This window comes from Ruegeria sp. CDSA236 (assembly GCF_059611285.1).
In genome coordinates this window covers 561107-579648 of the sequence record NZ_JBXWPG010000001.1, presented here as the reverse complement: position 1 = coordinate 579648, position 18542 = coordinate 561107, and the positions used below count along the sequence as shown (strand labels likewise).

General features: G+C 57.1%; 18 protein-coding genes. 15 read left to right on the top strand and 3 right to left on the bottom strand.

Annotation, left to right across the window (positions count from 1 at the left end):
• The first annotated feature begins 12 nt into the window (after window positions 1-12).
• From AC2FLB_RS02960 to AC2FLB_RS02940, 5 genes are all read left to right on the top strand, one after another.
• The gene (locus tag AC2FLB_RS02960) at window positions 13-684 is read left to right on the top strand and encodes a hypothetical protein (RefSeq protein ID WP_142633066.1); all 672 of its coding nucleotides are present in this window, start codon (window positions 13-15) and stop codon (window positions 682-684) included.
• 38 nt (window positions 685-722) lie between these two features.
• Window positions 723-2045 carry a PQQ-like beta-propeller repeat protein gene (locus tag AC2FLB_RS02955; RefSeq protein WP_496708579.1) on the top strand — a complete coding sequence of 441 codons (1323 nt, stop codon included), beginning with the start codon at window positions 723-725 and terminating at the stop codon, window positions 2043-2045.
• Between the two features lie 48 nt (window positions 2046-2093).
• On the top strand, window positions 2094-3557 hold the full coding sequence (gene der / locus AC2FLB_RS02950; RefSeq protein WP_496708578.1) for a ribosome biogenesis GTPase Der: 1464 nt from the start codon (window positions 2094-2096) through the stop codon (window positions 3555-3557).
• A 165-nt stretch (window positions 3558-3722) separates the two neighbouring features.
• Window positions 3723-4709 (top strand): fatty acid desaturase, encoded by a 987-nt coding sequence (locus AC2FLB_RS02945; RefSeq protein ID WP_496708577.1) that lies wholly within the window; start codon window positions 3723-3725, stop codon window positions 4707-4709.
• Between the two features lie 39 nt (window positions 4710-4748).
• The gene (locus tag AC2FLB_RS02940) at window positions 4749-5288 is read left to right on the top strand and encodes a helix-hairpin-helix domain-containing protein (protein WP_496708576.1); all 540 of its coding nucleotides are present in this window, start codon (window positions 4749-4751) and stop codon (window positions 5286-5288) included.
• 57 nt (window positions 5289-5345) lie between these two features.
• Here the strand turns inward: AC2FLB_RS02940 and serS are convergent, their stop codons facing one another.
• Both serS and AC2FLB_RS02930 read right to left on the bottom strand, forming a co-directional pair.
• On the bottom strand, window positions 5346-6638 hold the full coding sequence (gene serS, locus AC2FLB_RS02935; RefSeq protein WP_496692364.1) for a serine--tRNA ligase: 1293 nt from the start codon (window positions 6636-6638) through the stop codon (window positions 5346-5348).
• A gap of 72 nt (window positions 6639-6710) precedes the next feature.
• A complete protein-coding gene (locus AC2FLB_RS02930; RefSeq protein WP_496692363.1) occupies window positions 6711-8372 on the bottom strand; it encodes a mechanosensitive ion channel family protein in 1662 nt (553 codons plus the stop codon).
• Between the two features lie 202 nt (window positions 8373-8574).
• Here AC2FLB_RS02930 and yajC point away from each other — a divergent pair, with 202 nt between their 5' ends.
• From yajC to AC2FLB_RS02880, 10 genes are all read left to right on the top strand, one after another.
• Window positions 8575-8862, top strand: coding sequence for a preprotein translocase subunit YajC (gene yajC / locus AC2FLB_RS02925; protein WP_142633080.1), 288 nt, complete (start codon window positions 8575-8577; stop codon window positions 8860-8862).
• A gap of 33 nt (window positions 8863-8895) precedes the next feature.
• On the top strand, window positions 8896-10557 hold the full coding sequence (gene secD, locus AC2FLB_RS02920; RefSeq protein ID WP_282021837.1) for a protein translocase subunit SecD: 1662 nt from the start codon (window positions 8896-8898) through the stop codon (window positions 10555-10557).
• Window position 10558: 1 nt separating this feature from the next.
• A complete protein-coding gene (gene secF / locus AC2FLB_RS02915) occupies window positions 10559-11533 on the top strand; it encodes a protein translocase subunit SecF (RefSeq protein ID WP_282021836.1) in 975 nt (324 codons plus the stop codon).
• Window positions 11526-12272 carry a sulfite exporter TauE/SafE family protein gene (locus AC2FLB_RS02910; protein ID WP_496676192.1) on the top strand — a complete coding sequence of 249 codons (747 nt, stop codon included), beginning with the start codon at window positions 11526-11528 and terminating at the stop codon, window positions 12270-12272. The genes secF and AC2FLB_RS02910 overlap by 8 nt, the downstream gene beginning before the upstream one ends.
• 9 nt (window positions 12273-12281) lie before the next feature.
• Window positions 12282-12635 carry an Mth938-like domain-containing protein gene (locus AC2FLB_RS02905; protein ID WP_142635082.1) on the top strand — a complete coding sequence of 118 codons (354 nt, stop codon included), beginning with the start codon at window positions 12282-12284 and terminating at the stop codon, window positions 12633-12635.
• 113 nt (window positions 12636-12748) lie between these two features.
• Complete coding sequence (gene ccmA / locus AC2FLB_RS02900) at window positions 12749-13363, top strand: heme ABC exporter ATP-binding protein CcmA (protein WP_142633088.1); 615 nt, start codon at window positions 12749-12751, stop codon at window positions 13361-13363.
• Complete coding sequence (gene ccmB, locus AC2FLB_RS02895) at window positions 13360-14016, top strand: heme exporter protein CcmB (protein ID WP_282021834.1); 657 nt, start codon at window positions 13360-13362, stop codon at window positions 14014-14016. The genes ccmA and ccmB overlap by 4 nt, the downstream gene beginning before the upstream one ends.
• A 61-nt stretch (window positions 14017-14077) precedes the next feature.
• Window positions 14078-14851: a heme ABC transporter permease gene (locus tag AC2FLB_RS02890; protein ID WP_142633092.1), complete on the top strand. Its 774-nt coding sequence runs from the start codon at window positions 14078-14080 to the stop codon at window positions 14849-14851.
• Window positions 14848-15006: a heme exporter protein CcmD gene (gene ccmD, locus AC2FLB_RS02885; protein ID WP_185956600.1), complete on the top strand. Its 159-nt coding sequence runs from the start codon at window positions 14848-14850 to the stop codon at window positions 15004-15006. The genes AC2FLB_RS02890 and ccmD overlap by 4 nt, the downstream gene beginning before the upstream one ends.
• Complete coding sequence (locus tag AC2FLB_RS02880; protein WP_142633094.1) at window positions 14999-15538, top strand: DsbE family thiol:disulfide interchange protein; 540 nt, start codon at window positions 14999-15001, stop codon at window positions 15536-15538. The genes ccmD and AC2FLB_RS02880 overlap by 8 nt, the downstream gene beginning before the upstream one ends.
• A 199-nt stretch (window positions 15539-15737) precedes the next feature.
• Here AC2FLB_RS02880 and acnA read toward each other — a convergent pair whose 3' ends face one another.
• On the bottom strand, window positions 15738-18428 hold the full coding sequence (gene acnA, locus AC2FLB_RS02875) for an aconitate hydratase AcnA (RefSeq protein WP_496708575.1): 2691 nt from the start codon (window positions 18426-18428) through the stop codon (window positions 15738-15740).
• Between the last annotated feature and the right edge of the window lie 114 nt (window positions 18429-18542).

The following is an 18542-nucleotide window of genomic DNA, read 5'->3' as shown; positions in this document are numbered from 1 at the left end:
CGGGGAGCAGGGATGAGCGACGTCGACAGTTTCATTGATGAGGTGACCGAAGAGGTGCGCCGCGACCGTCTGTTCTTGCTTTTGCGCCGTTGGGGTTGGGTTGGCGTAGTGGCGGTTGTTCTGATCGTTGGTGGTGCCGCGTTCAACGAACTACGCAAGGCGCGCGCAACCAGTCAGGCACAGGATCTGGGAGATGCGATTCTGGCCGCTATGGCACAGAATGAGTCCGCCGATCGTGCCGATGATCTTGCCTTGGTACCTGCACCAACACCCGGTGGAGATGCGATTGTAAAGATGCTGCTTTCTGCCTCGCAGACCGAAATTGAGTCCGGGCAGGGCGCTGTTGAGAGTCTGAACGCCATTGCGGTTCAGGGTGATCTGCCTGAAATTTACCGGGCCATCGCGACCTTCAAGGCATTGCTGCTGCAAAGCGAGACAATGCCGGTAGCAGACCGGCGTCAGCAATTCGAAGCGCTGGCCGTGCCGGGAGCCCCATTGCGGTTGCTGGCAGAGGAGCAACTGGCACTGATCGAAGTGTCCGAAGGTCAAGTCGATGCCGCCATTTCCCGTTTGCAGGCAATGCGGCAGGACGCTGAAATCGGCGTAGATCTGCAGCAACGCGCAACACAGTTGATTGTTGCGCTGGGTGGTGAACCGGAACCGCTGGTCGCACGGCAAAGCTGAACCGGTAGAAAATAAATGACAGGCAAGTTCGGAGTATCATGGTGATTAGTCTCTTCCCCCGTATTGGGTTGCCGGTCGCGGTTGTTTCCCTGACATTGCTGGCGGCTTGTCAGGAGCCCGAGGTCATCCTGCCCGGAGCTCGTGAGGACATCCGACCCACATCCGACAATGAAACGGTTGAGACCCAGGGGGCCAAGCCGATCAGCCTTCCTGCCCAGACGGCCAATGCCAACTGGTCACAAAGCCCGGGAACCGCGGCGTATCGGACGACAAATGCCTCTTTGCGTAATACTCCACAGAAACTGTGGTCAACGTCGATCGGTGATGGAGATTCGCGCAAGCAGCGCATCACGGCCGAGCCGGTCGTTGCAGGTGGTTTGGTCTACACGCTGGATTCCGGAGCGACCGTTTCAGCGGTCTCACCGCAGGGGCAGGTTGCCTGGAGTACAGATCTAATCCCTGGCACCGACGGGGATTCAGATGCAACTGGCGGTGGATTGGCCTATGCCAATGGCGTTCTTTATGTGTCTTCTGGTTTTGGTCGCCTGACCGCTCTGGATGGCAAAACCGGTGCCATTCGTTGGCAAAAGCGCCTGAATGCTACGGGCAGCGGCTCACCTCTGATAAATGATGGCCTGCTGTATCTTGTTGCCGGAGATGAAACCGGATGGACGATTGATACAAAAGATGGGCGCATCCTCTGGCAGGTTCAGGGCACCCCCAGCGTTGGCAATGTGTTGGGTGCGCCTGCGCCGGTGATTGCCTCGGATTTTTCGGTGTTTGCATTTGGCTCGGGCGATATAGCTGCAACGTTCCGCAGAGGTGGTATTCGCCGCTGGAACGCGTCGGTTGCTGGTGGGCGTCGCGGGCGCGCCGCAGCGCAGATCGTTGACGTAACAGGCGGCCCGATGGTGGTCGGCGATACCATCTATATCGGCAACCATTCGGGCCGCACCGTGGCATTCGATTCCACTTCGGGTGAGCGGAGATGGACCGCGGATGAAGGCGCCGTTGATACGGTTTGGCCGGCTGGAAACAGCATCTTCCTGATTAGTGACCGCAGTCAGTTGGTGCGTCTGGATGCCTCGGATGGCTCGATTGTGTGGGCGCAGGACTTGCCTGGATTCGTCAAGGACAAGCCTGGTCGGCGTGGCGCAATCTATGCGCATTACGGGCCGATCATGGCCGGTGGGCGTATCGTTGTTGCATCGAACGATGGTTATCTAAGGTTCTATAACCCGCTCGACGGCACGCTGGTTCACCGCGTCGAGGTTCCCGGCGGTGCCACTACGGCGCCAGTTGTTGCCGGGCAAACCTTGTACGTCGTTTCGACCAAAGGTGAACTGCACGCTTTCCGTTGACGACAAGATGCGCTAAAGGGCGCGTCTGAGTCTTGAAAGTTGAGTAACATGTCCCTGACCCTCGCTATCGTGGGGCGCCCCAATGTGGGCAAATCCACTTTGTTCAACCGCCTCGTCGGCAAACGACTGGCATTGGTCGACGACCAGCCAGGTGTTACGCGCGATTTGCGCGAAGGCGAAGCGCGTCTGGGCGATCTGCGCTTTACCGTTATTGATACGGCGGGTCTTGAGGATGCGACAGACGACAGCCTTGAAGGCCGGATGCGACGCCTGACCGAGCGCGCCGTGGACATGGCTGATGTGTGCCTGTTCATGATCGACGCGCGTGTGGGGTTGACGCCCACAGATGAGATGTTTGCCGAGATTCTGCGCAAACGATCGAAACACGTGATCCTTGCGGCCAACAAAGCCGAAGGTTCGGCGGCTGATGCCGGTGTGCTCGAAGCTTATAATCTGGGTTTGGGCGAGCCGGTCCGCCTGTCGGGTGAACATGGCGAGGGGATGACCGATCTTTACGCACATCTGATGCCTCTGGCGGATGCTGCTGCGGAAAAAGCGATCGAAGAAGCGCCCGAAACTGATATCGAGCTTGATGAAGACGGCGAAGCCGTAACCCCGTTGATCACCGACGCCAAGCCGTTGCAAGTTGCCGTTGTTGGTCGCCCGAATGCCGGAAAATCCACCCTGATCAACAAGATCGTTGGCGAAGATCGCTTGTTGACCGGACCCGAGGCTGGGATCACACGCGATGCAATCAGCCTGCGGATCGACTGGGCCGACCCCGAGGGTGAAAGCACACCGATGCGGATCTTCGATACTGCGGGGATGCGCAAAAAAGCCAAGGTACAGGAAAAACTAGAGAAGCTTTCTGTATCGGATGGTTTGCGTGCAGTAAAATTTGCCGAGGTTGTGGTGGTGTTGCTGGATGCGGCGATTCCGTTTGAACAGCAGGATCTGCGCATCGCGGATCTGGCCGAACGCGAGGGCCGAGCCGTCGTTGTCGCCATTAACAAATGGGATATCGAAGAGGACAAGCAGGAAAAACTGCGCGATCTGAAAGAATCGTTCGAACGTCTTCTGCCGCAGTTGCGCGGCGCGCCACTGGTCACGGTTTCCGCCAAAACAGGGCGGGGGCTTGAGCGCCTGCGTGCTGCTATCCTACGCGCCCATGATATCTGGAACCGCCGTGTGCCGACTGCTGCTTTGAACCGTTGGTTGATCGCAATGCTGGAACAGCACCCGCCGCCAGCGCCGCAGGGTCGCCGGATCAAGCTGCGGTATATGACTCAGGCCAAAACCCGCCCCCCTGGATTCGTGGTTATGTGTTCGCACCCCGACAAGATGCCTGAAAGCTATAACCGTTATCTGGTCAACGGCCTGCGTGAGAGTTTCGATATGCCCGGGACCCCCATCCGACTGACCTTGCGCGGACAGGGAGACAAGAACCCTTATAAGGGACGGCGTAAGAAAAACGCAGGTGCCTTGGCCAAACATTTGAAGGGACGCGCGTAACTGCGCCAATCTGTTGCATTTTTCATCTCGGGGCGTGACAGCCCTTTGATGGCGCGCTAGCATTCGCTGGCGCGCTTTTGTTTCCAAGCGTGTCGCTTGTTTGCGGGAAGACCGCACCCATTTTTAGAATCACATTGCAACGGGCCATTGTGGGGAGCCGACGGAATGGATTTGAGAGAATACACACGTCAATACGCGGTTCAGGACAATGGATTGGCCGCGATCAGCTACTTTGGGACTTTCGCGGTCTATTTCTCATCGTTGGCATTAGCCATCATCTATGTGGACCGCTGGTACGTCATGATGCCTGCCGGGGTGGTTTTCGCGTTTTCCGCTGTTCGCCTTTACGTGCTGCAGCACGATTGCGGGCATCATTCGCTATTTGTAACGCTTGCACAGAATGAATGGGCAGGGCATGGGCTTTCCCCGTTCACTTTCGCTCCATTCGAAGTGATGAAGCAAAACCACAACCTGCATCATTCCGGCATCGGCAATCTGGAACATCGTGAGACCGGCGAAATTCATACCATGACCGTGCGGGAATGGAATGCGGCGAACTGGTGGTCGCGGCTGTATTATCGCCTATACCGCAACCCGTTTGTGCTGGTACCGGTCGGAGCACTGTTTACTTATTTCATTCGCTACCGCTGGCCCAAGAATACGGTGCGGTTCGGCGTCAAAGGCGTGCTGCTGCACAACCTGTCGATCCTGATATTCCTGGGCCTGCTGTATCTGATCGCCGGTGCGACCGGTATTTTGGTTTGGGTGGCCTTTTCCTTCCTTGGCGGGATGTTGGGAGTTTTCCTAGTCTATCTTCAGCATAATTTCGAAGACACATACTGGGACCGTCGCCCAGATCTGGATCCGAAATTGGCTGCGCTGCAGGGGTCGTCGGCGCTGGATTTCGGCTGGTGGTTTGATAATGCGGTGGCCTGCATCACATTGCACGACATACACCACTTCAACGCGCGCATCCCGTCTTACCGGCTGCGGGAATGCCACTATAACCTGCCGTCCGAGTATACGCCGCGTCGGATCAAATTCCCCGAGGCGGTAGCGGCTTTGAATCTGAAACTGTGGGATGAGGACACTAAACGGCTTGTGCCTTTCCCGCCCAAAGATCAATCCCGGGGGCTGGTCCGTAGCAGCTAGCCGGTATTCCGGCCCGATGTGAGAAGGAAAGGAACTCTGATGACCGCAGTGACCGATGTAAAGGGTGTAGGCGAGGCGCTTGGGCAAGCGTTGATTGCCAATGGCTTCAAGACCGCAGAAGACCTTGCGAGCGCGAAACCCGCAGAGCTCGTCAAAGTTCCCCGCATTGGTGTGGCACGGGCACCGGTTCTTATAGCGGCGGCGAAAGCAGCTGTTTCAGCCAAAACCACGACTGCGCGCGCGGCAACCAAGCGCCCAGCTGCTCGTAAGGGCGTTATTGCTGCCGCCCGCAAGCGGGCTGAGGAATCCGCCCAGAAGGCTGCTGAAGAGAAAGCCGCTGCTGAAGCCAAAGCGCGAAAAAAGGCCAAGGCAAAAGCCAAGGCTGAGAAAGCTGCCAAAAAACTGCTGGAAATGGAGGCCGCATTCTCAAAGGCAAAGGACAAGGTGAAAGCCAAAGCCAAAAAGGATAAAAAGTCCAAAAAGGACGACAAGAAAAAAGATCAAAAGAAACAGGACGCCAAAGAGAAAGTCGGCAAGAAGAAGAGTAAGAAAAAAGATAAGAAAAAGGCGAAGAAGTAGACCTCCTCCGCCTTTTGATTTTCTCAGGACCGGCGCAGTTGGTTAGCGCCGGTTTTCTTATGCCAGTGTGCCGTCCCGCTGTAAGGTCAGTTTACCGCCAAGATAGGGGGCCAGAACCTTGGGCAAGGTCACGGTACCATCGGCGTTCTGACCATTTTCCAGCACGGCGATCAGGCAACGGCCGACAGCTAGACCGGAGCCGTTCAGTGTATGGACGTATTCCGGTTTGCCACCCGCTTCGGGGCGGAACCGCGCGTTCATGCGGCGGGCCTGAAAATCACCACAAGTCGAGACCGAACTGATCTCGCGATAGGTATCCTGTCCGGGCAACCACGCCTCGATGTCATAGGTACGGCGCGCGCCAAAGCCCATGTCGCCCGTACACAGGATCACGGTGCGATAGGGGATGCCCAGCTTTTCCAGAATACCCTCGGCACAGCGCAGCATGCGTTTTTGTTCGTCGTCCGATTTGTCCGGATGGGTGACCGAGACCATCTCGACCTTTTCGAACTGGTGCTGGCGCAGCATCCCACGGGTGTCTCTGCCAGCGCTGCCAGCCTCGGACCGGAAGCACAGGGAATGCGCGGTATAGCGGCGAGGCAGATAGCTTTCTTCGATCAGCGTTTCATTGACGATATTGGTCAGCGACACTTCGGAGGTTGGGATCAGCCACCAGCCTTCACGGGTCTGATAGCTGTCCTCGCCAAACTTCGGCAGTTGCCCGGTGCCCTGCATCATTTCGGACAGAACCAGAACCGGGCCGTTGACCTCGGTCAGTTCGTTTTCGTTGATATGTGTGTCCAGCATGAACTGTGCCAATGCGCGGTGAATGCGGGCTACGCCACCGGACAGCAGCACAAAACGCGAGCCGGACAGTTTCGCGGCGGTCTCAAAATCCATACCGGTCTGGACGGCTTCGATCTCAAAATGCTCTTTGGGCGCAAAATCCAGTGTGGGCGGAGTGCCCCAGCGGTTGACTTCGACATTGTCGTTTTCATCCGCGCCTTCGGGCACATCTTCGGCGGGCAGGTTGGCGATGCGGATCAGTTGATCGGTCAGAAGGGCGTCCAGATCCTTGGCCTCGGTCTGCATCTGGGCAATCTCGGCCTTTTTCTCGGCGACCAGCGCGCGCAAGCGCTCGAACTCGACCTCATCGCCACGCCCCTTGGCCGCGCCCACCTCTTTAGAGGCTTTGTTCTGCTCGGCCTGAGCGGTTTCGGCGGCCAGAATCTTGGCACGGCGGCTTTCGTCCAGGCGCAACAGGTCCGACGACACCGGCGCGTCCCCACGGCGCGCAAGGGCGGCGTCGAAAGCGGCTGGGTTTTCGCGTATGGCGCGGATGTCGTGCATGGTTCAGGTCCTTAAATGCGTGAATCACTGAACCTGCTTATGCACCATATGAAAGGCAGGGTGTAGCACCGGTTACGACTTATCCGTTCCCTCGTGTGCTTCATGTGCCAGATGGCCATCCCAGCCTTCAGTGGGGATTTTCGGCTCGGGTGGATCGGCGATGTAAGACGGGGTCATAATCTGCACATTGTTCTCATTGAACACAGCCACAATATTGCGATGCAGGTCTGACCGAATTTTCGGGATGATGCTGCCCCGCGTAGTATAGCCGTTGATCTGATAATTGATCGCATAGTCGGCCAGAGCGGTCCACAAAACGAATGGTTCTGGCTTTGCCTTGATTGCCTTTGTCCGGCGCGCGGCTTCGATCAGCATCGCTTCGACCTTCTCCGTAGGCTCCTCATAGCCGATACCAACAGTCGTATGCAGCAACAGCCCGCTACCATCTGTTTTCTTTGAAAAGTTGATCACATCCGAATTCATCAACTGCGCATTTGGGATCGAGATCAACTCGTTCTTGATCGACTTCAGGTGGGTCTCCATCAGCTTGATCCGTACAACGTCGCCGATGTGGTCGCCGATCTGGATGCGATCGCCGATCGAGGTTGAGCGGCGGTAGATCACAAACAGCCCAGCCAGCATGTTGGAGACCACCGAATTCGCGCCAAGCGATAGCATCGCACCCACCAGAATAGTCAGCCCCTGAAACGCTGCGGAATCCGAGCCTGGGATATAGGGTACTGCAAACACCAATGCGATCAGGATGACCAAAACGCGGGCAATGTTGAATGTCGGGTTTACCCAATGGCTTTCAAAATCGCCCAGTTCGAATGTGCCGGCCTCGACCGCGTCAAAGAACACGCGCATCCCTTTGATGATATACATCGCCAACCAGGCGATCAGCGCCAGCATGATAAGGTTGGGGATATAGCTGACCACTCCTTTGAAGATCAGCAGAACCGGTTCGGTCAGATAGGTCAGCAACAGCTGAGCGAAATACCGGGTTTCGGCAAAGGAAAGCAGAACAAAAGACAGGTAGTAGTAAAAGCCCAGAAAGAAGACGACCAGCAATATGAAGTTCAGACCGTAACTGACGAGGGCTGCAATGGCTTCGGCTTGAACGCTTTTGGCTGTTGCCGTTTCCACGTCCTTCAGATGGCGCGATACGAATTTCAGCGTACGCCGTCTGATGCGCCGGTGCAGCCACAGAATAAAGGCGATGAATACGGCAAACCCCAGCGTCCAGCCCAAAGCCTCAAGCGCGCCGGATACACGCGCCTGTTCGGTTCGGTTTGCGCGGTAAGCGACAATCGCATCATGGATGGCCGAGCCATGGAGATAAGTGATGACGTCCAGCTCCATCTGGTCCATTTCGGCATCGGCGACGGTGACCGTCGATACCGGCACGCCATCAACCAGAATACGCGTGCCCAGTTCCGTATCCTCATAAGTGATAGTAACTTCGGGATTTTCCGAGGACAGGGCCACTTGAATAATGTTGTTCTGAACGGTCTCGGCCCGTTCGGGCGCGGGCAGGGCGCTGGATCCGCGCAGGAAAAACAGGCTTTCGCCGTCGATGATGACCGGCGCTTTGAAATTCTCTGATTGTTCAGAGGTTTCAGGCGTTTCGATTGGCGCATCCTGTGCTAGCGCCATCGCTGTGCTGAACATAATCCAGACAAGCGTGAACCAGATGCGCGAAAGCGTGCCAAGCGTTTGGATTAATTGAATCATCGGTCCTCCTGCCGGCCAACTATATCCCAGCCGAGCCCGGATCAAAGGACCGATCTGCGACCCCGGCGTATTTCTTTGATCATTATGAGCCAATCATTGTAAAAACCTGTGCTGCCATTCCTTGCAAACAGGTGGTTCAGAGAATAGGTTCTCGCAAAATTTGCGGAGCATTTTCGCAGTACCAAACCAAAAGGAATGTCCCATGGAAGGTGGCGCAATCGCCCAGTTTCTCCCGCTGATCCTGATTTTTGCGATCATGTATTTCCTGCTGATCCGTCCGCAGCAGAAGAAAATGAAGGAACATCAAGCCATGGTCGAGGCCGTGCGCCGGGGCGATCAGGTCGTTACCCAGGGTGGGCTGATTGGTAAAGTGGCCAAGGTCAAAGAAGGCGATAACGAGATCGAAGTCGAAATCGCCGAGGGAGTCAAAGTCCGCGTGGTTAAATCGACCATTTCGCAGGTTCTGAACAAGACTGAGCCGGCGAAGTAACTTCGCGATATAATCCCTTGAAAAGGCAGGGTAATGCTGCAAATTGATACCTGGAAGCGGGTTCTGATCTGGCTGGTCTGCGTGACTGGCTTGCTGATGGCCCTGCCGAATGCGTTTTATACGCGCGTTGAACAATCCAATGACGCCAAGGCGGCGATTGAGCTTGGCGTCGACACTCCTGAAATGCAGGCCGAGGCGGCGCAATGGCCGAACTGGCTGCCGTCGTCGCTGGTCAATCTAGGGCTGGATCTGCGTGGTGGCGCGCATCTTTTGGCCGAAGTTCGGGTGGGTGACGTCTACGAATCCCGCATGGACGCCATGTGGCCCGAAATTCGGGATGCGCTTCGGGACGAACGTGCCACTGTGGGCACCATCCGTCGCCAGGACGCGGCGCCTGATGAGATTCGCCTTCGCATCAGTCAGCCCGAGGGCATGTCCCGCGCGCTGGAGGTTGTCCGCGGTCTGGCCCGTCAGGTGCAGACCCTCAGCGGTGTAGGGGCCACGGATATCGAGGCTCGCGCCGAAGGTGATACGATCATTGTACAACTTTCTGAGGCCGAGAAGCTGGCGTCAGACGACCGCACCGTGCGTCAATCGCTGGAAATCATTCGCCGTCGGATTGACGAGGTGGGCACCCGCGAGCCGACCATCCAAAGGCAAGGCACCGACCGTATCCTGATCCAGGTGCCAGGTATCGGCAGCGCAGGAGAGTTGAAAGAGATCATCGGCACGACCGCGCAACTGACCTTTAACCCCGTTGTTGGGCGCGGAACCGACCCCGATGCGATAGCGGGCGTTGGCGAAGAGGTGGTGCCGTCGATTGACGAAAATGGCGTCTATTACACGTTGGATGCCGCGCCTGTTGTAACGGGCGAGGAACTGGTCGATGCGCAGCCCGCGTTTGACCAGAATGGCCGCCCGGCGGTGAGTTTCCGCTTTAACACCTCTGGCGCGCGCAAATTTGGTGATTACACGCTGGAAAACATCGGGGCACCCTTTGCCATTGTTCTGGATGACGAAGTGATCTCAGCCCCGGTGATCCAAAGTCATATCCCCGGCGGGTCTGGTATCATCACCGGTAATTTCACCGTTGAGGAAAGTACAAATCTGGCTGTCCTTTTGCGCGCAGGGGCACTGCCCGCCGGGCTGGAGTTTCTGGAAGAAAGAACCATCGGCCCCGAGCTGGGCCAGGACAGTATCGACGCGGGTAAGGTGGCAACCGTCGTGGCCTTTGTCGCGGTGCTGACATTCATGGCGCTCAGCTATGGCCTGTTTGGTATCTTCGCCAATATTGCGCTGATCATCAACGTTGGCCTGTTGTTCGGTCTGCTTTCCCTGATTGGGGCGACGTTGACCCTGCCTGGGATCGCGGGGATCGTTCTGACGGTAGGGATGGCGGTGGATGCCAACGTACTGATCTTCGAGCGTATCCGAGAGGAACTGAAATCTGCCAAAGGTCCTGCCCGCGCGATTGAGCTGGGTTATGAAAAAGCGCTGTCGGCCATTCTGGACGCCAACGTGACCACCTTCATTACCGCTGTAATCCTGTTTGCCATGGGCAGCGGGCCAGTGCGCGGGTTCGCAATCACTTTGGGTCTGGGTATTCTGACCTCGGTCTTCACCGCGATCTTCGTGACGCGCCTGATGATCGTGATTTGGTTCGAACGCCGCCGTCCGAAAACGATCGAGGTTTGACATGAGACTGAAACTCGTACCCCAGAATACCTCGTTCGATTTCTTCAGTCGCTGGAAGATCTGGCTGGGTATCTCGGCCTTGATGATGATTGTCGCGTTTACGTCATTCATGCTGCAGGGCCTGAATTTCGGCATTGATTTCCGTGGAGGGACCACCATTCGGACCCAAAGCGCGCAGGAAATCGATGTCGGCACATATCGTGACGCTATTGCGCCGCTTGGACTTGGCGACGTGACGATCACCGAGATTTTCGATCCGAGCTTCGGGCCAGATCAACATGTCGCGATGATCCGCATTCAGGCGCAGGATGATGCTGAGGCTGTCAATGCGGCCACGATTGAACAAATTGGCGAAGCTCTTGCCGCAGCGGACCCCGGGTTGAAACTGCCCTTCGAAAGCGTCGAATCTGTAGGACCCAAAGTCTCGGGAGAGCTTATCCAGACCGCCGTAATCGCGGTGGTGCTCGCCATTGGGGCGGTGCTTGTCTACATCTGGCTGCGGTTTGAATGGCAGTTTGCGCTGGGGGCTGTCGCTGCGCTGGTGCATGACGTCATCCTGACTATCGGCATCTTTTCCGAACTGCAGATCCGCTTTGATCTGGCGATCATCGCTGCGCTGCTGACCATCGTGGGCTATTCGTTGAATGATACGGTGGTCGTGTTCGACCGGGTGCGCGAGAACTTGCGGAAATACAAGAAAAAGGACCTAAAGGAGGTTTTGAACCTTTCGATCAACGAAACGCTCAGCCGGACAGTCATGACCTCTGTCACCACCTTGCTGGCGTTGATTTCGCTCTATGTTCTGGGTGGGGATGTGATCCGCGGGTTTGTCTTTGCTATGATTTGGGGTGTGATCGTAGGTACCTATTCGTCCGTCTTTGTGGCCTCAACCATCCTGTTGTGGCTGGGCGTCAAGCGCGACTGGTCCAAGCCATCAAACACTTCTGGCAACCAGTTTGCCAACATCGATGCCTGAGTATTTTGGCCAGTCCCCCACAGGGCTGGCCATCATAGTTTTTGCTGCCTTTCTTGGCGGTGTAGTGCGCGGCTTTTCCGGATTTGGGACCGCCCTGATTTTCCTGCCAATCGCAACCCCATTCCTTGATCCTTTCAAGGCGCTGACGTGCCTGACAATCATGGATATTCTGGGCCCGCTGCCCAACCTTCGCCGGGCCTGGCGCGAGGTCGACAGGGGTGATCTGGTCCGTCTGGTGGGAGGGTGCGCACTCGCTCTGCCATTGGGGCTGTGGTTGCTGACCACGGTCGATCCACATGTATTTCGCTATACCGTTAGCCTGTTGGCGTTTCTTATGCTGGCTATTCTGGTGTTCGGTCTGCGCTATCACGGTCATGTCAGTCGAAAAATGGTTTTGGGAATAGGAGGCGCTGGTGGGTTTTTGGGCGGTGTCGCGGGCCTGCCCGGACCGGCCGTTATCTTGTTCTATATGTCTCGACCTCTGCCCGTGGCCGTGATCCGTGCGACGATTCTGTTATACCTTTTCGCCTTTGATTTTCTTCTGCTCGGGTACCTGACTGGCATGGACCGTATCACGTTGCCTGCTGTTATATTGGGTCTGGCTCTGGCGGTCCCCAATCTGGCTGGTAATTGGCTGGGTGGTTGGATGTTCCGGCCCGAGCGGGAAAAGCTGTATCGTGCCGCTGCGTATCTGGCGATAGCGCTTGCAGCCTTGTCGGGCTTACCGCTTTGGGGCTAGATGCCTCCTATGCGTATGAATGAAATCTCTTATGACAATGCGGCCCCTGTTGACGGATATGGTCCTGGGTTTTTCCGCATCGGTGGTCAGGTCTATGACGGGTCGGTGCTGACCGGCCCTGCAGGATCAGCGAAATGGGGCGGGTACGACGACAGGGATGGTCTGTTGAAATTGGCGGGTCAGGTCGATGTGCTGTTTATCGGAACCGGCGCTGAGCTGGCCCATATTCCTTCTGATCTGCGCGCCGCCTTGGAAGATTCGGGGATCGGGGTTGAGATCATGAACTCTCCGTCCGCGTGCCGCACATACAATATCCTGTTATCCGAAGGGCGCCGCATTGCGCTGGCGCTGCTACCGGTCTGATCGGATTCTTTTCCTCTGGCCTTACGCTTAGATGCCACCCAAATACGTTGCTGTCGGTATGCTGCGGCAAATCCCGCCTTTTGCCTCTGACGGCAATAGGATAAGCGGGATTCATGACATTGACCGTGACCGACCTGTCGATCGCCCGAGGGGGCGTTCCTGTGCTGGAAAATCTCAGCTTTTCGCTGGAGCCCGGAAAGGCGCTTATCCTGCGCGGGCCGAACGGGATCGGTAAAACAACGCTGCTGCGAACGCTGGCAGGCCTGCAGCCTCCGCTTGAGGGGCAGATCGACGGGGCTGAGGACCGGATCGCCTATGCCTCACATTCCGACGGACTCAAGCCGACTCTGACCGTGGTGGAAAACCTGTCGTTCTGGGCGCAGGTCTTCGGCAGTCACAGCATTCAACCGGCCCTGGATGCGTTTGCTTTGACTGAGCTGTCGGATCGCCATGCAGGCAATCTGTCGGCAGGCCAGAAACGTCGATTGGGGTTGGCGCGGATGTTGGTCACCGAACGACCGATCTGGATGTTGGATGAGCCCACTGTGTCGCTGGATAAGAATGCAGTGCAGATGTTTGCTGACGCGGTGCGCGCGCATCTGGGGCAGGGTGGGTCTGCCCTGATTGCCACCCATATCGACCTTGGTCTGGACGGAGAGGTCCTGGATGTGGGGCCCTACAAGGCTAAACCGAAACCTGTCGATGATCTCGACGGAGGTTTCCTGTGATCGCCCTACTTTTACGTGATTTGAAACTGGCCTTCCGTGCGGGCGGTGGGTTTGGCCTTGGCCTGGCGTTTTTTCTTATCGTCACCGTGCTGGTGCCTTTTTCAGTTGGCCCGCAATCCGCGTTGTTGTCCACGATTGCACCTGGCGTGCTATGGCTGGGGGCGCTTTTGGCCTGCCTTCTGTCACTTGACCGGCTGCTTGCGCTGGACTGGGAGGACGGCTCGCTCGACCTATTGGCGACGGCGCCCCTGCCGTTAGAAGCGGTCGTAACGATCAAGTCTTTGGCGCATTGGCTGACCACGGGCTTGCCACTGGTTCTGGCCGCGCCCTTCCTGGGCGTTCTGCTTAATTTGCCTTTGCCCGGCTTTTTCTGGCTTGTAGTCTCACTTTTGATTGGCACGCCCGCGATGAGCGTCATCGGAACCTTTGGCGCCGCTCTTACGGTCGGCTTGAAACGCGGCGGATTGCTGCTGTCGCTTCTTGTGCTGCCTCTTTATGTACCGACGTTGATCTTCGGGGCCGAGGTCGCGCGCCGCGGCGCAACAGGAATGGAAACGCAGACACCCTTGTTGATGCTGGCTGGGATCACTGCGGCGACGATTGCCCTGTTACCTTTTGCCAGCGCCGCCGTGTTGCGCATTAACCTACGGTGACACAGTGTAACTTTGACGGATGTCAATTGAGAATGAACCCGACTCGGACTAGATAAGGCCCATGTCTATCGCAGCCAAAGCCAATACCCTCTGGGAATATGCCAATCCGCGCAAGTTTCTTGCCACCAGTGAACGGGTGATGCCGTTCTTCTGGGGCGCGGCTTTGGTTTGCATCGTCATTGGTCTGGTGTGGGGATTTTTCTTCACACCCGATGATTACAAGCAGGGATCGACCGTCAAGATCATTTACCTGCATGTGCCCGCCGCACTGATGGCGATTAACTGCTGGCTTATGATGCTGGCGACCTCTCTGGTTTGGCTGGTTCGCCGTCATCATGTCAGTGCGCTGGCTGCGCGCGCGGCCGCACCTGTGGGCATCGTGATGACATTGATTGCGTTGGCAACCGGGGCGATTTGGGGGCAGCCCATGTGGGGCACCTGGTGGGCCTGGGATCCACGTCTGACCTCATTCCTGATCCTGTTCCTCTTCTATTTGGGCTATGTCGCCTTGTGGGAGGCGATCGAAGACCCTGATACGGCTGCCGATCTGACCTCGATCCTGTGTCTGGTGGGGTCGGTCTTTGCTATCCTCAGCCGTTATGCGGTGAATTTCTGGAATCAGGGGCTGCATCAGGGCGCTTCTGTCCTGCGGGCTGGTGCCGTGACTGGAGCGGATACCGAAGAGAAGGTCAGCAATATCTATTTCTATCCTCTGCTGCTGTGCATTGTCGGGTTCGTGTTGTTGTTCATCGCCTTGGTACTTTACCGCACGGGTACTGAAATTCGCACGCGTCGGACCAAGACTCTGCTGGCGCGGGAAAGGGCAAACGGATGATCCCTGATCTTGGAAAATATGCCGATACGGTGCTCTGGTCCTATGTGGTTTCCATCGGGCTTTTGCTGGCGCTGGTTCTGGTCAGCGTGATGCGGGGCCGCAAGAGCCAGGCTGAATTGGAAAAAGTTGAACAGAGGATAAAGCGCAATGGCTAAGATCTCGCCCCTGATGATTGCGCCTCCGTTGATATTTGGTGCCTTTGCTGTACTTGCCGGTATTGGCATGTTCCGTGATGATCCAAACGCTTTGCCCTCGGCCCGTGAGGGCCAAACCGCGCCACCGGTTGTATTAACAGATTTTGCAGGCAAGCCACAATTTGACGACGCAACGCTGCGCGATGGACAGATCAAGCTTGTGAATTACTGGGCCAGTTGGTGCGCGCCCTGCCGGGTAGAGCACCCGAACCTGCAGGCCCTGTCGGATGAAGGCATTCCTGTCTACGGTATCAATTATAAGGACAAGCTGGAAAATGCCGAGGCATTCCTGAACGAACTTGGTGATCCCTATACGGGTATCGGCCGGGATGAACAGGGACGCATGGCGCTGGACTGGGGCGTTTACGGCGTACCGGAAACCTATGTGGTCGACGGCGACGGAACCATTATCCTGCGCTTTGCTGGGCCGATTACCCAGCGCGTCATCGAAGGAACTATTCGACCCGCTTTGGAAAAGGCTAAGGCCGATTAACGCGGCAGGGTGAGGGAAGAAACACCAGTCTTCTGAATGATCTGGTCACAATCATCCATCTTGGTGCTGTCACCGTAGCCCCTCTGGTTGGGCAGAACCAAGTGGGAGGTCGGTGAAAAAGCCAGGCACAGCATCCTGGCGCAAATGGAACGTAAAAAGGGCGCCCGACCGGGCGCCCTTTTTAGTTTGCTCAGAGATCTTAGTCGGCCTTGGCCAGGTTCCGCAGCACGTAATGCAGCACGCCACCGTTTTCGATATATTCGATTTCGGGCGCGGTATCGATGCGGCACTTAAGGGTTATGGTTTTCTCAGAACCGTCACCGTAGGTGATGGTGCAGGGCACCTCTTGCAGCGGCTGGATCGTATCCAGACCGTGGATCGAGACGGTTTCATCACCCTTCAAGCCCAGCGTTTTGCGCGAGTCGCCACCGGTGAATTCGAACGGTACAACGCCCATGCCAACCAGGTTCGAGCGGTGGATACGCTCAAAGCTTTCGGCGATCACCGCTTTGACACCCAGCAGAGCTGTGCCTTTGGCCGCCCAGTCGCGCGACGATCCGGCGCCGTATTGCTCGCCACCGAATACAACCAGCGGCGTGCCCTGTTCCTGATAGGCCATCGAGGCGTCATAGATTGAAGTCTGCTCGCCATCGGGGCCTTTGGTATAGCCGCCTTCAACCGCGTCCAGCATCTCGTTCTTGATGCGGATATTGGCAAAGGTGCCGCGCATCATGACCTCGTGGTTGCCACGGCGCGACCCGTAAGAGTTGAACTCGCGCGGTTGCACCTGACGGTCGGTCAGATACTTGCCAGCCGGTGTTGTCGTGGCAAACGAGCCTGCAGGCGAGATGTGGTCAGTGGTGACCATATCGCCTAAAATGGCCAGAACCTTGGCGTCTTCGATGTTCGAAATTGTGCCCGGCTCGGTCCCCATGCCCTGGAAGTAGGGCGGGTTCTGGATATAGGTCGAGGTCGGTGGCCAGTCATAGGTTTCGGCATCGGTGGTATCGACCGCTTGCCATTTCTCGTCGCCTTTGAAGACGTCTGCATATTTCGACAGGAACGCCTCACGGGTGACCGTCTGTTCGACCAATTCCGCCACTTCTTGCTGGGTCGGCCAGATGTCTTTCATGAAGACATCATTGCCGTCCTTGTCCTGACCGATCGGTTCTGAGGTCAGGTCGATATCCATCGTACCGGCCAGCGCATAGACCACGACCAGCGGCGGTGAGGCCAGATAGTTGGCGCGGACGTCCGGGCTGATACGGCCTTCGAAGTTGCGGTTGCCCGACAGGACAGACGTGGCGACCAGATCGCCTTCGGCAATCGCCTCAGACAGCTCTTTCTGGATCGGACCCGAGTTGCCGATACAGGTCGTGCAGCCATACCCAACAAGGTTAAACCCGATCTTATCCAGATCTTCCTGCAGGCCCGCGGCCTCAAGATAGGCAGATACAACCTGCGATCCTGGTGCCAGCGAGGTCTTGACCCAGGGCTGACGGTTCAGGCCCAAGGCCGCGGCTTTGCGGGCCACCAGACCAGCGCCGATCATCACATATGGGTTCGAGGTGTTGGTGCAGGAGGTGATCGATGCGATCACAACTTTACCGGATTCTAGGGTATAGTCTTCGCCTTTGACGGCGACTTCCTTGCCCATGGGTCGCTTGAACGTCTCGGCCATTTCCCTGGTGAACGCCGCCTTGGCACCGGTCAGAGCAACATAATCCTGGGGGCGCTTCGGGCCCGAGATCGCGGGAACGATGGTGCGCATGTCCAGCGACAGGGTGTCGGTGTAGATCGGCGCGTAATCTGCGTCGCGCCAGAAGCCGTTTTCCTTGGCATAGGCTTCGACCAGCGCGATGCGATCTTCGTCACGGCCGGTGTTACGCAGATAGCGCAGCGTTTCACCGTCAATCGGGAAGAAACCACACGTCGCGCCATATTCCGGGGCCATGTTGGCGATGGTTGCCCGGTCGGCCAGCGGCAGACGGTCCAAACCTTCGCCGAAAAATTCGACGAATTTGCCCACAACACCCTTTGCGCGCAGCATTTCGACGACCTTCAGAACCAGATCGGTGCCGGTGGTGCCTTCAACCAGATCTCCGGTCAGCTCAAAGCCGACAACCTCGGGGATCAGCATCGAGATCGGCTGACCCAGCATAGCGGCTTCGGCCTCGATCCCGCCGACGCCCCAGCCCAGAACGGCCATGCCGTTGACCATGGTGGTGTGGCTGTCGGTGCCGACCAGCGTGTCGGGATAGGCAACCTCATCCCCGTTCTGATCCGTGTCGGTCCAGACGGTCTGCGCCAGATATTCCAGGTTCACCTGGTGACAGATCCCGGTTCCGGGGGGCACAACGCGGAAGTTGTTGAAGGCACCCTGACCCCATTTCAGGAACTGATACCGTTCCATGTTGCGTTCGTATTCGCGGTCAACGTTCATCTGGAACGCGCGCGGGTTGCCGAATTCGTCAATCATGACCGAGTGGTCGATGACTAGATCAACGGGGTTCAGCGGGTTGATCTTCTGCGCGTCGCCGCCCAGAGCCTTGATACCATCACGCATGGCGGCCAGATCGACCACCGCCGGAACGCCGGTGAAGTCCTGCATCAACACGCGGGCAGGGCGATAGGCGATCTCGCGGGGGTTCTTGCCACCTTTGGCACCCCATTCGGCGAAGGCCTTGATGTCGTCGACCGAGACGGAGAACCCGTCATCTTCGAACCGCAACATGTTTTCCAATACCACCTTCAGGGCGGCGGGCAGTTTCGAGAAATCACCCAGGCCGGCCTCTTGCGCGGCGGGGATCGAGTAATACGAGATGGACTTGCCATTCACGCTCAGGCTGCGGCGTGTCTTGGCGGTATCCTGTCCGACTTTGATGGGCATCTGTGGCCTCCCTCTCAAATGACGTGGAATATGGGATTCGCTGAGGGCTATCTGCATCACCCAAGCGCGCGGTTCAAGGTCCAACAGACCAGGTGCGGCAATTTTTGTATACCA

What these genes read in the sequence shown, in the direction of transcription:
- AC2FLB_RS02880 (WP_142633094.1), top strand. Translation starts at nt 14,999, where the DNA reads ATGGCTAAGATCTCGCCCCTGATGATTGCGCCTCCGTTGATATTTGGT.
- ccmA (WP_142633088.1), top strand. Translation starts at nt 12,749, where the DNA reads ATGACATTGACCGTGACCGACCTGTCGATCGCCCGAGGGGGCGTTCCT.
- secF (WP_282021836.1), top strand. Translation starts at nt 10,559, where the DNA reads ATGAGACTGAAACTCGTACCCCAGAATACCTCGTTCGATTTCTTCAGT.
- AC2FLB_RS02910 (WP_496676192.1), top strand. Translation starts at nt 11,526, where the DNA reads ATGCCTGAGTATTTTGGCCAGTCCCCCACAGGGCTGGCCATCATAGTT.
- AC2FLB_RS02905 (WP_142635082.1), top strand. Translation starts at nt 12,282, where the DNA reads ATGCGTATGAATGAAATCTCTTATGACAATGCGGCCCCTGTTGACGGA.
- secD (WP_282021837.1), top strand. Translation starts at nt 8,896, where the DNA reads ATGCTGCAAATTGATACCTGGAAGCGGGTTCTGATCTGGCTGGTCTGC.
- ccmD (WP_185956600.1), top strand. Translation starts at nt 14,848, where the DNA reads ATGATCCCTGATCTTGGAAAATATGCCGATACGGTGCTCTGGTCCTAT.
- serS (WP_496692364.1), bottom strand. Translation starts at nt 6,638, where the DNA reads ATGCACGACATCCGCGCCATACGCGAAAACCCAGCCGCTTTCGACGCC.
- AC2FLB_RS02890 (WP_142633092.1), top strand. Translation starts at nt 14,078, where the DNA reads ATGTCTATCGCAGCCAAAGCCAATACCCTCTGGGAATATGCCAATCCG.
- AC2FLB_RS02945 (WP_496708577.1), top strand. Translation starts at nt 3,723, where the DNA reads ATGGATTTGAGAGAATACACACGTCAATACGCGGTTCAGGACAATGGA.
- yajC (WP_142633080.1), top strand. Translation starts at nt 8,575, where the DNA reads ATGGAAGGTGGCGCAATCGCCCAGTTTCTCCCGCTGATCCTGATTTTT.
- AC2FLB_RS02955 (WP_496708579.1), top strand. Translation starts at nt 723, where the DNA reads ATGGTGATTAGTCTCTTCCCCCGTATTGGGTTGCCGGTCGCGGTTGTT.
- acnA (WP_496708575.1), bottom strand. Translation starts at nt 18,428, where the DNA reads ATGCCCATCAAAGTCGGACAGGATACCGCCAAGACACGCCGCAGCCTG.
- der (WP_496708578.1), top strand. Translation starts at nt 2,094, where the DNA reads ATGTCCCTGACCCTCGCTATCGTGGGGCGCCCCAATGTGGGCAAATCC.
- AC2FLB_RS02940 (WP_496708576.1), top strand. Translation starts at nt 4,749, where the DNA reads ATGACCGCAGTGACCGATGTAAAGGGTGTAGGCGAGGCGCTTGGGCAA.
- AC2FLB_RS02930 (WP_496692363.1), bottom strand. Translation starts at nt 8,372, where the DNA reads ATGATTCAATTAATCCAAACGCTTGGCACGCTTTCGCGCATCTGGTTC.
- AC2FLB_RS02960 (WP_142633066.1), top strand. Translation starts at nt 13, where the DNA reads ATGAGCGACGTCGACAGTTTCATTGATGAGGTGACCGAAGAGGTGCGC.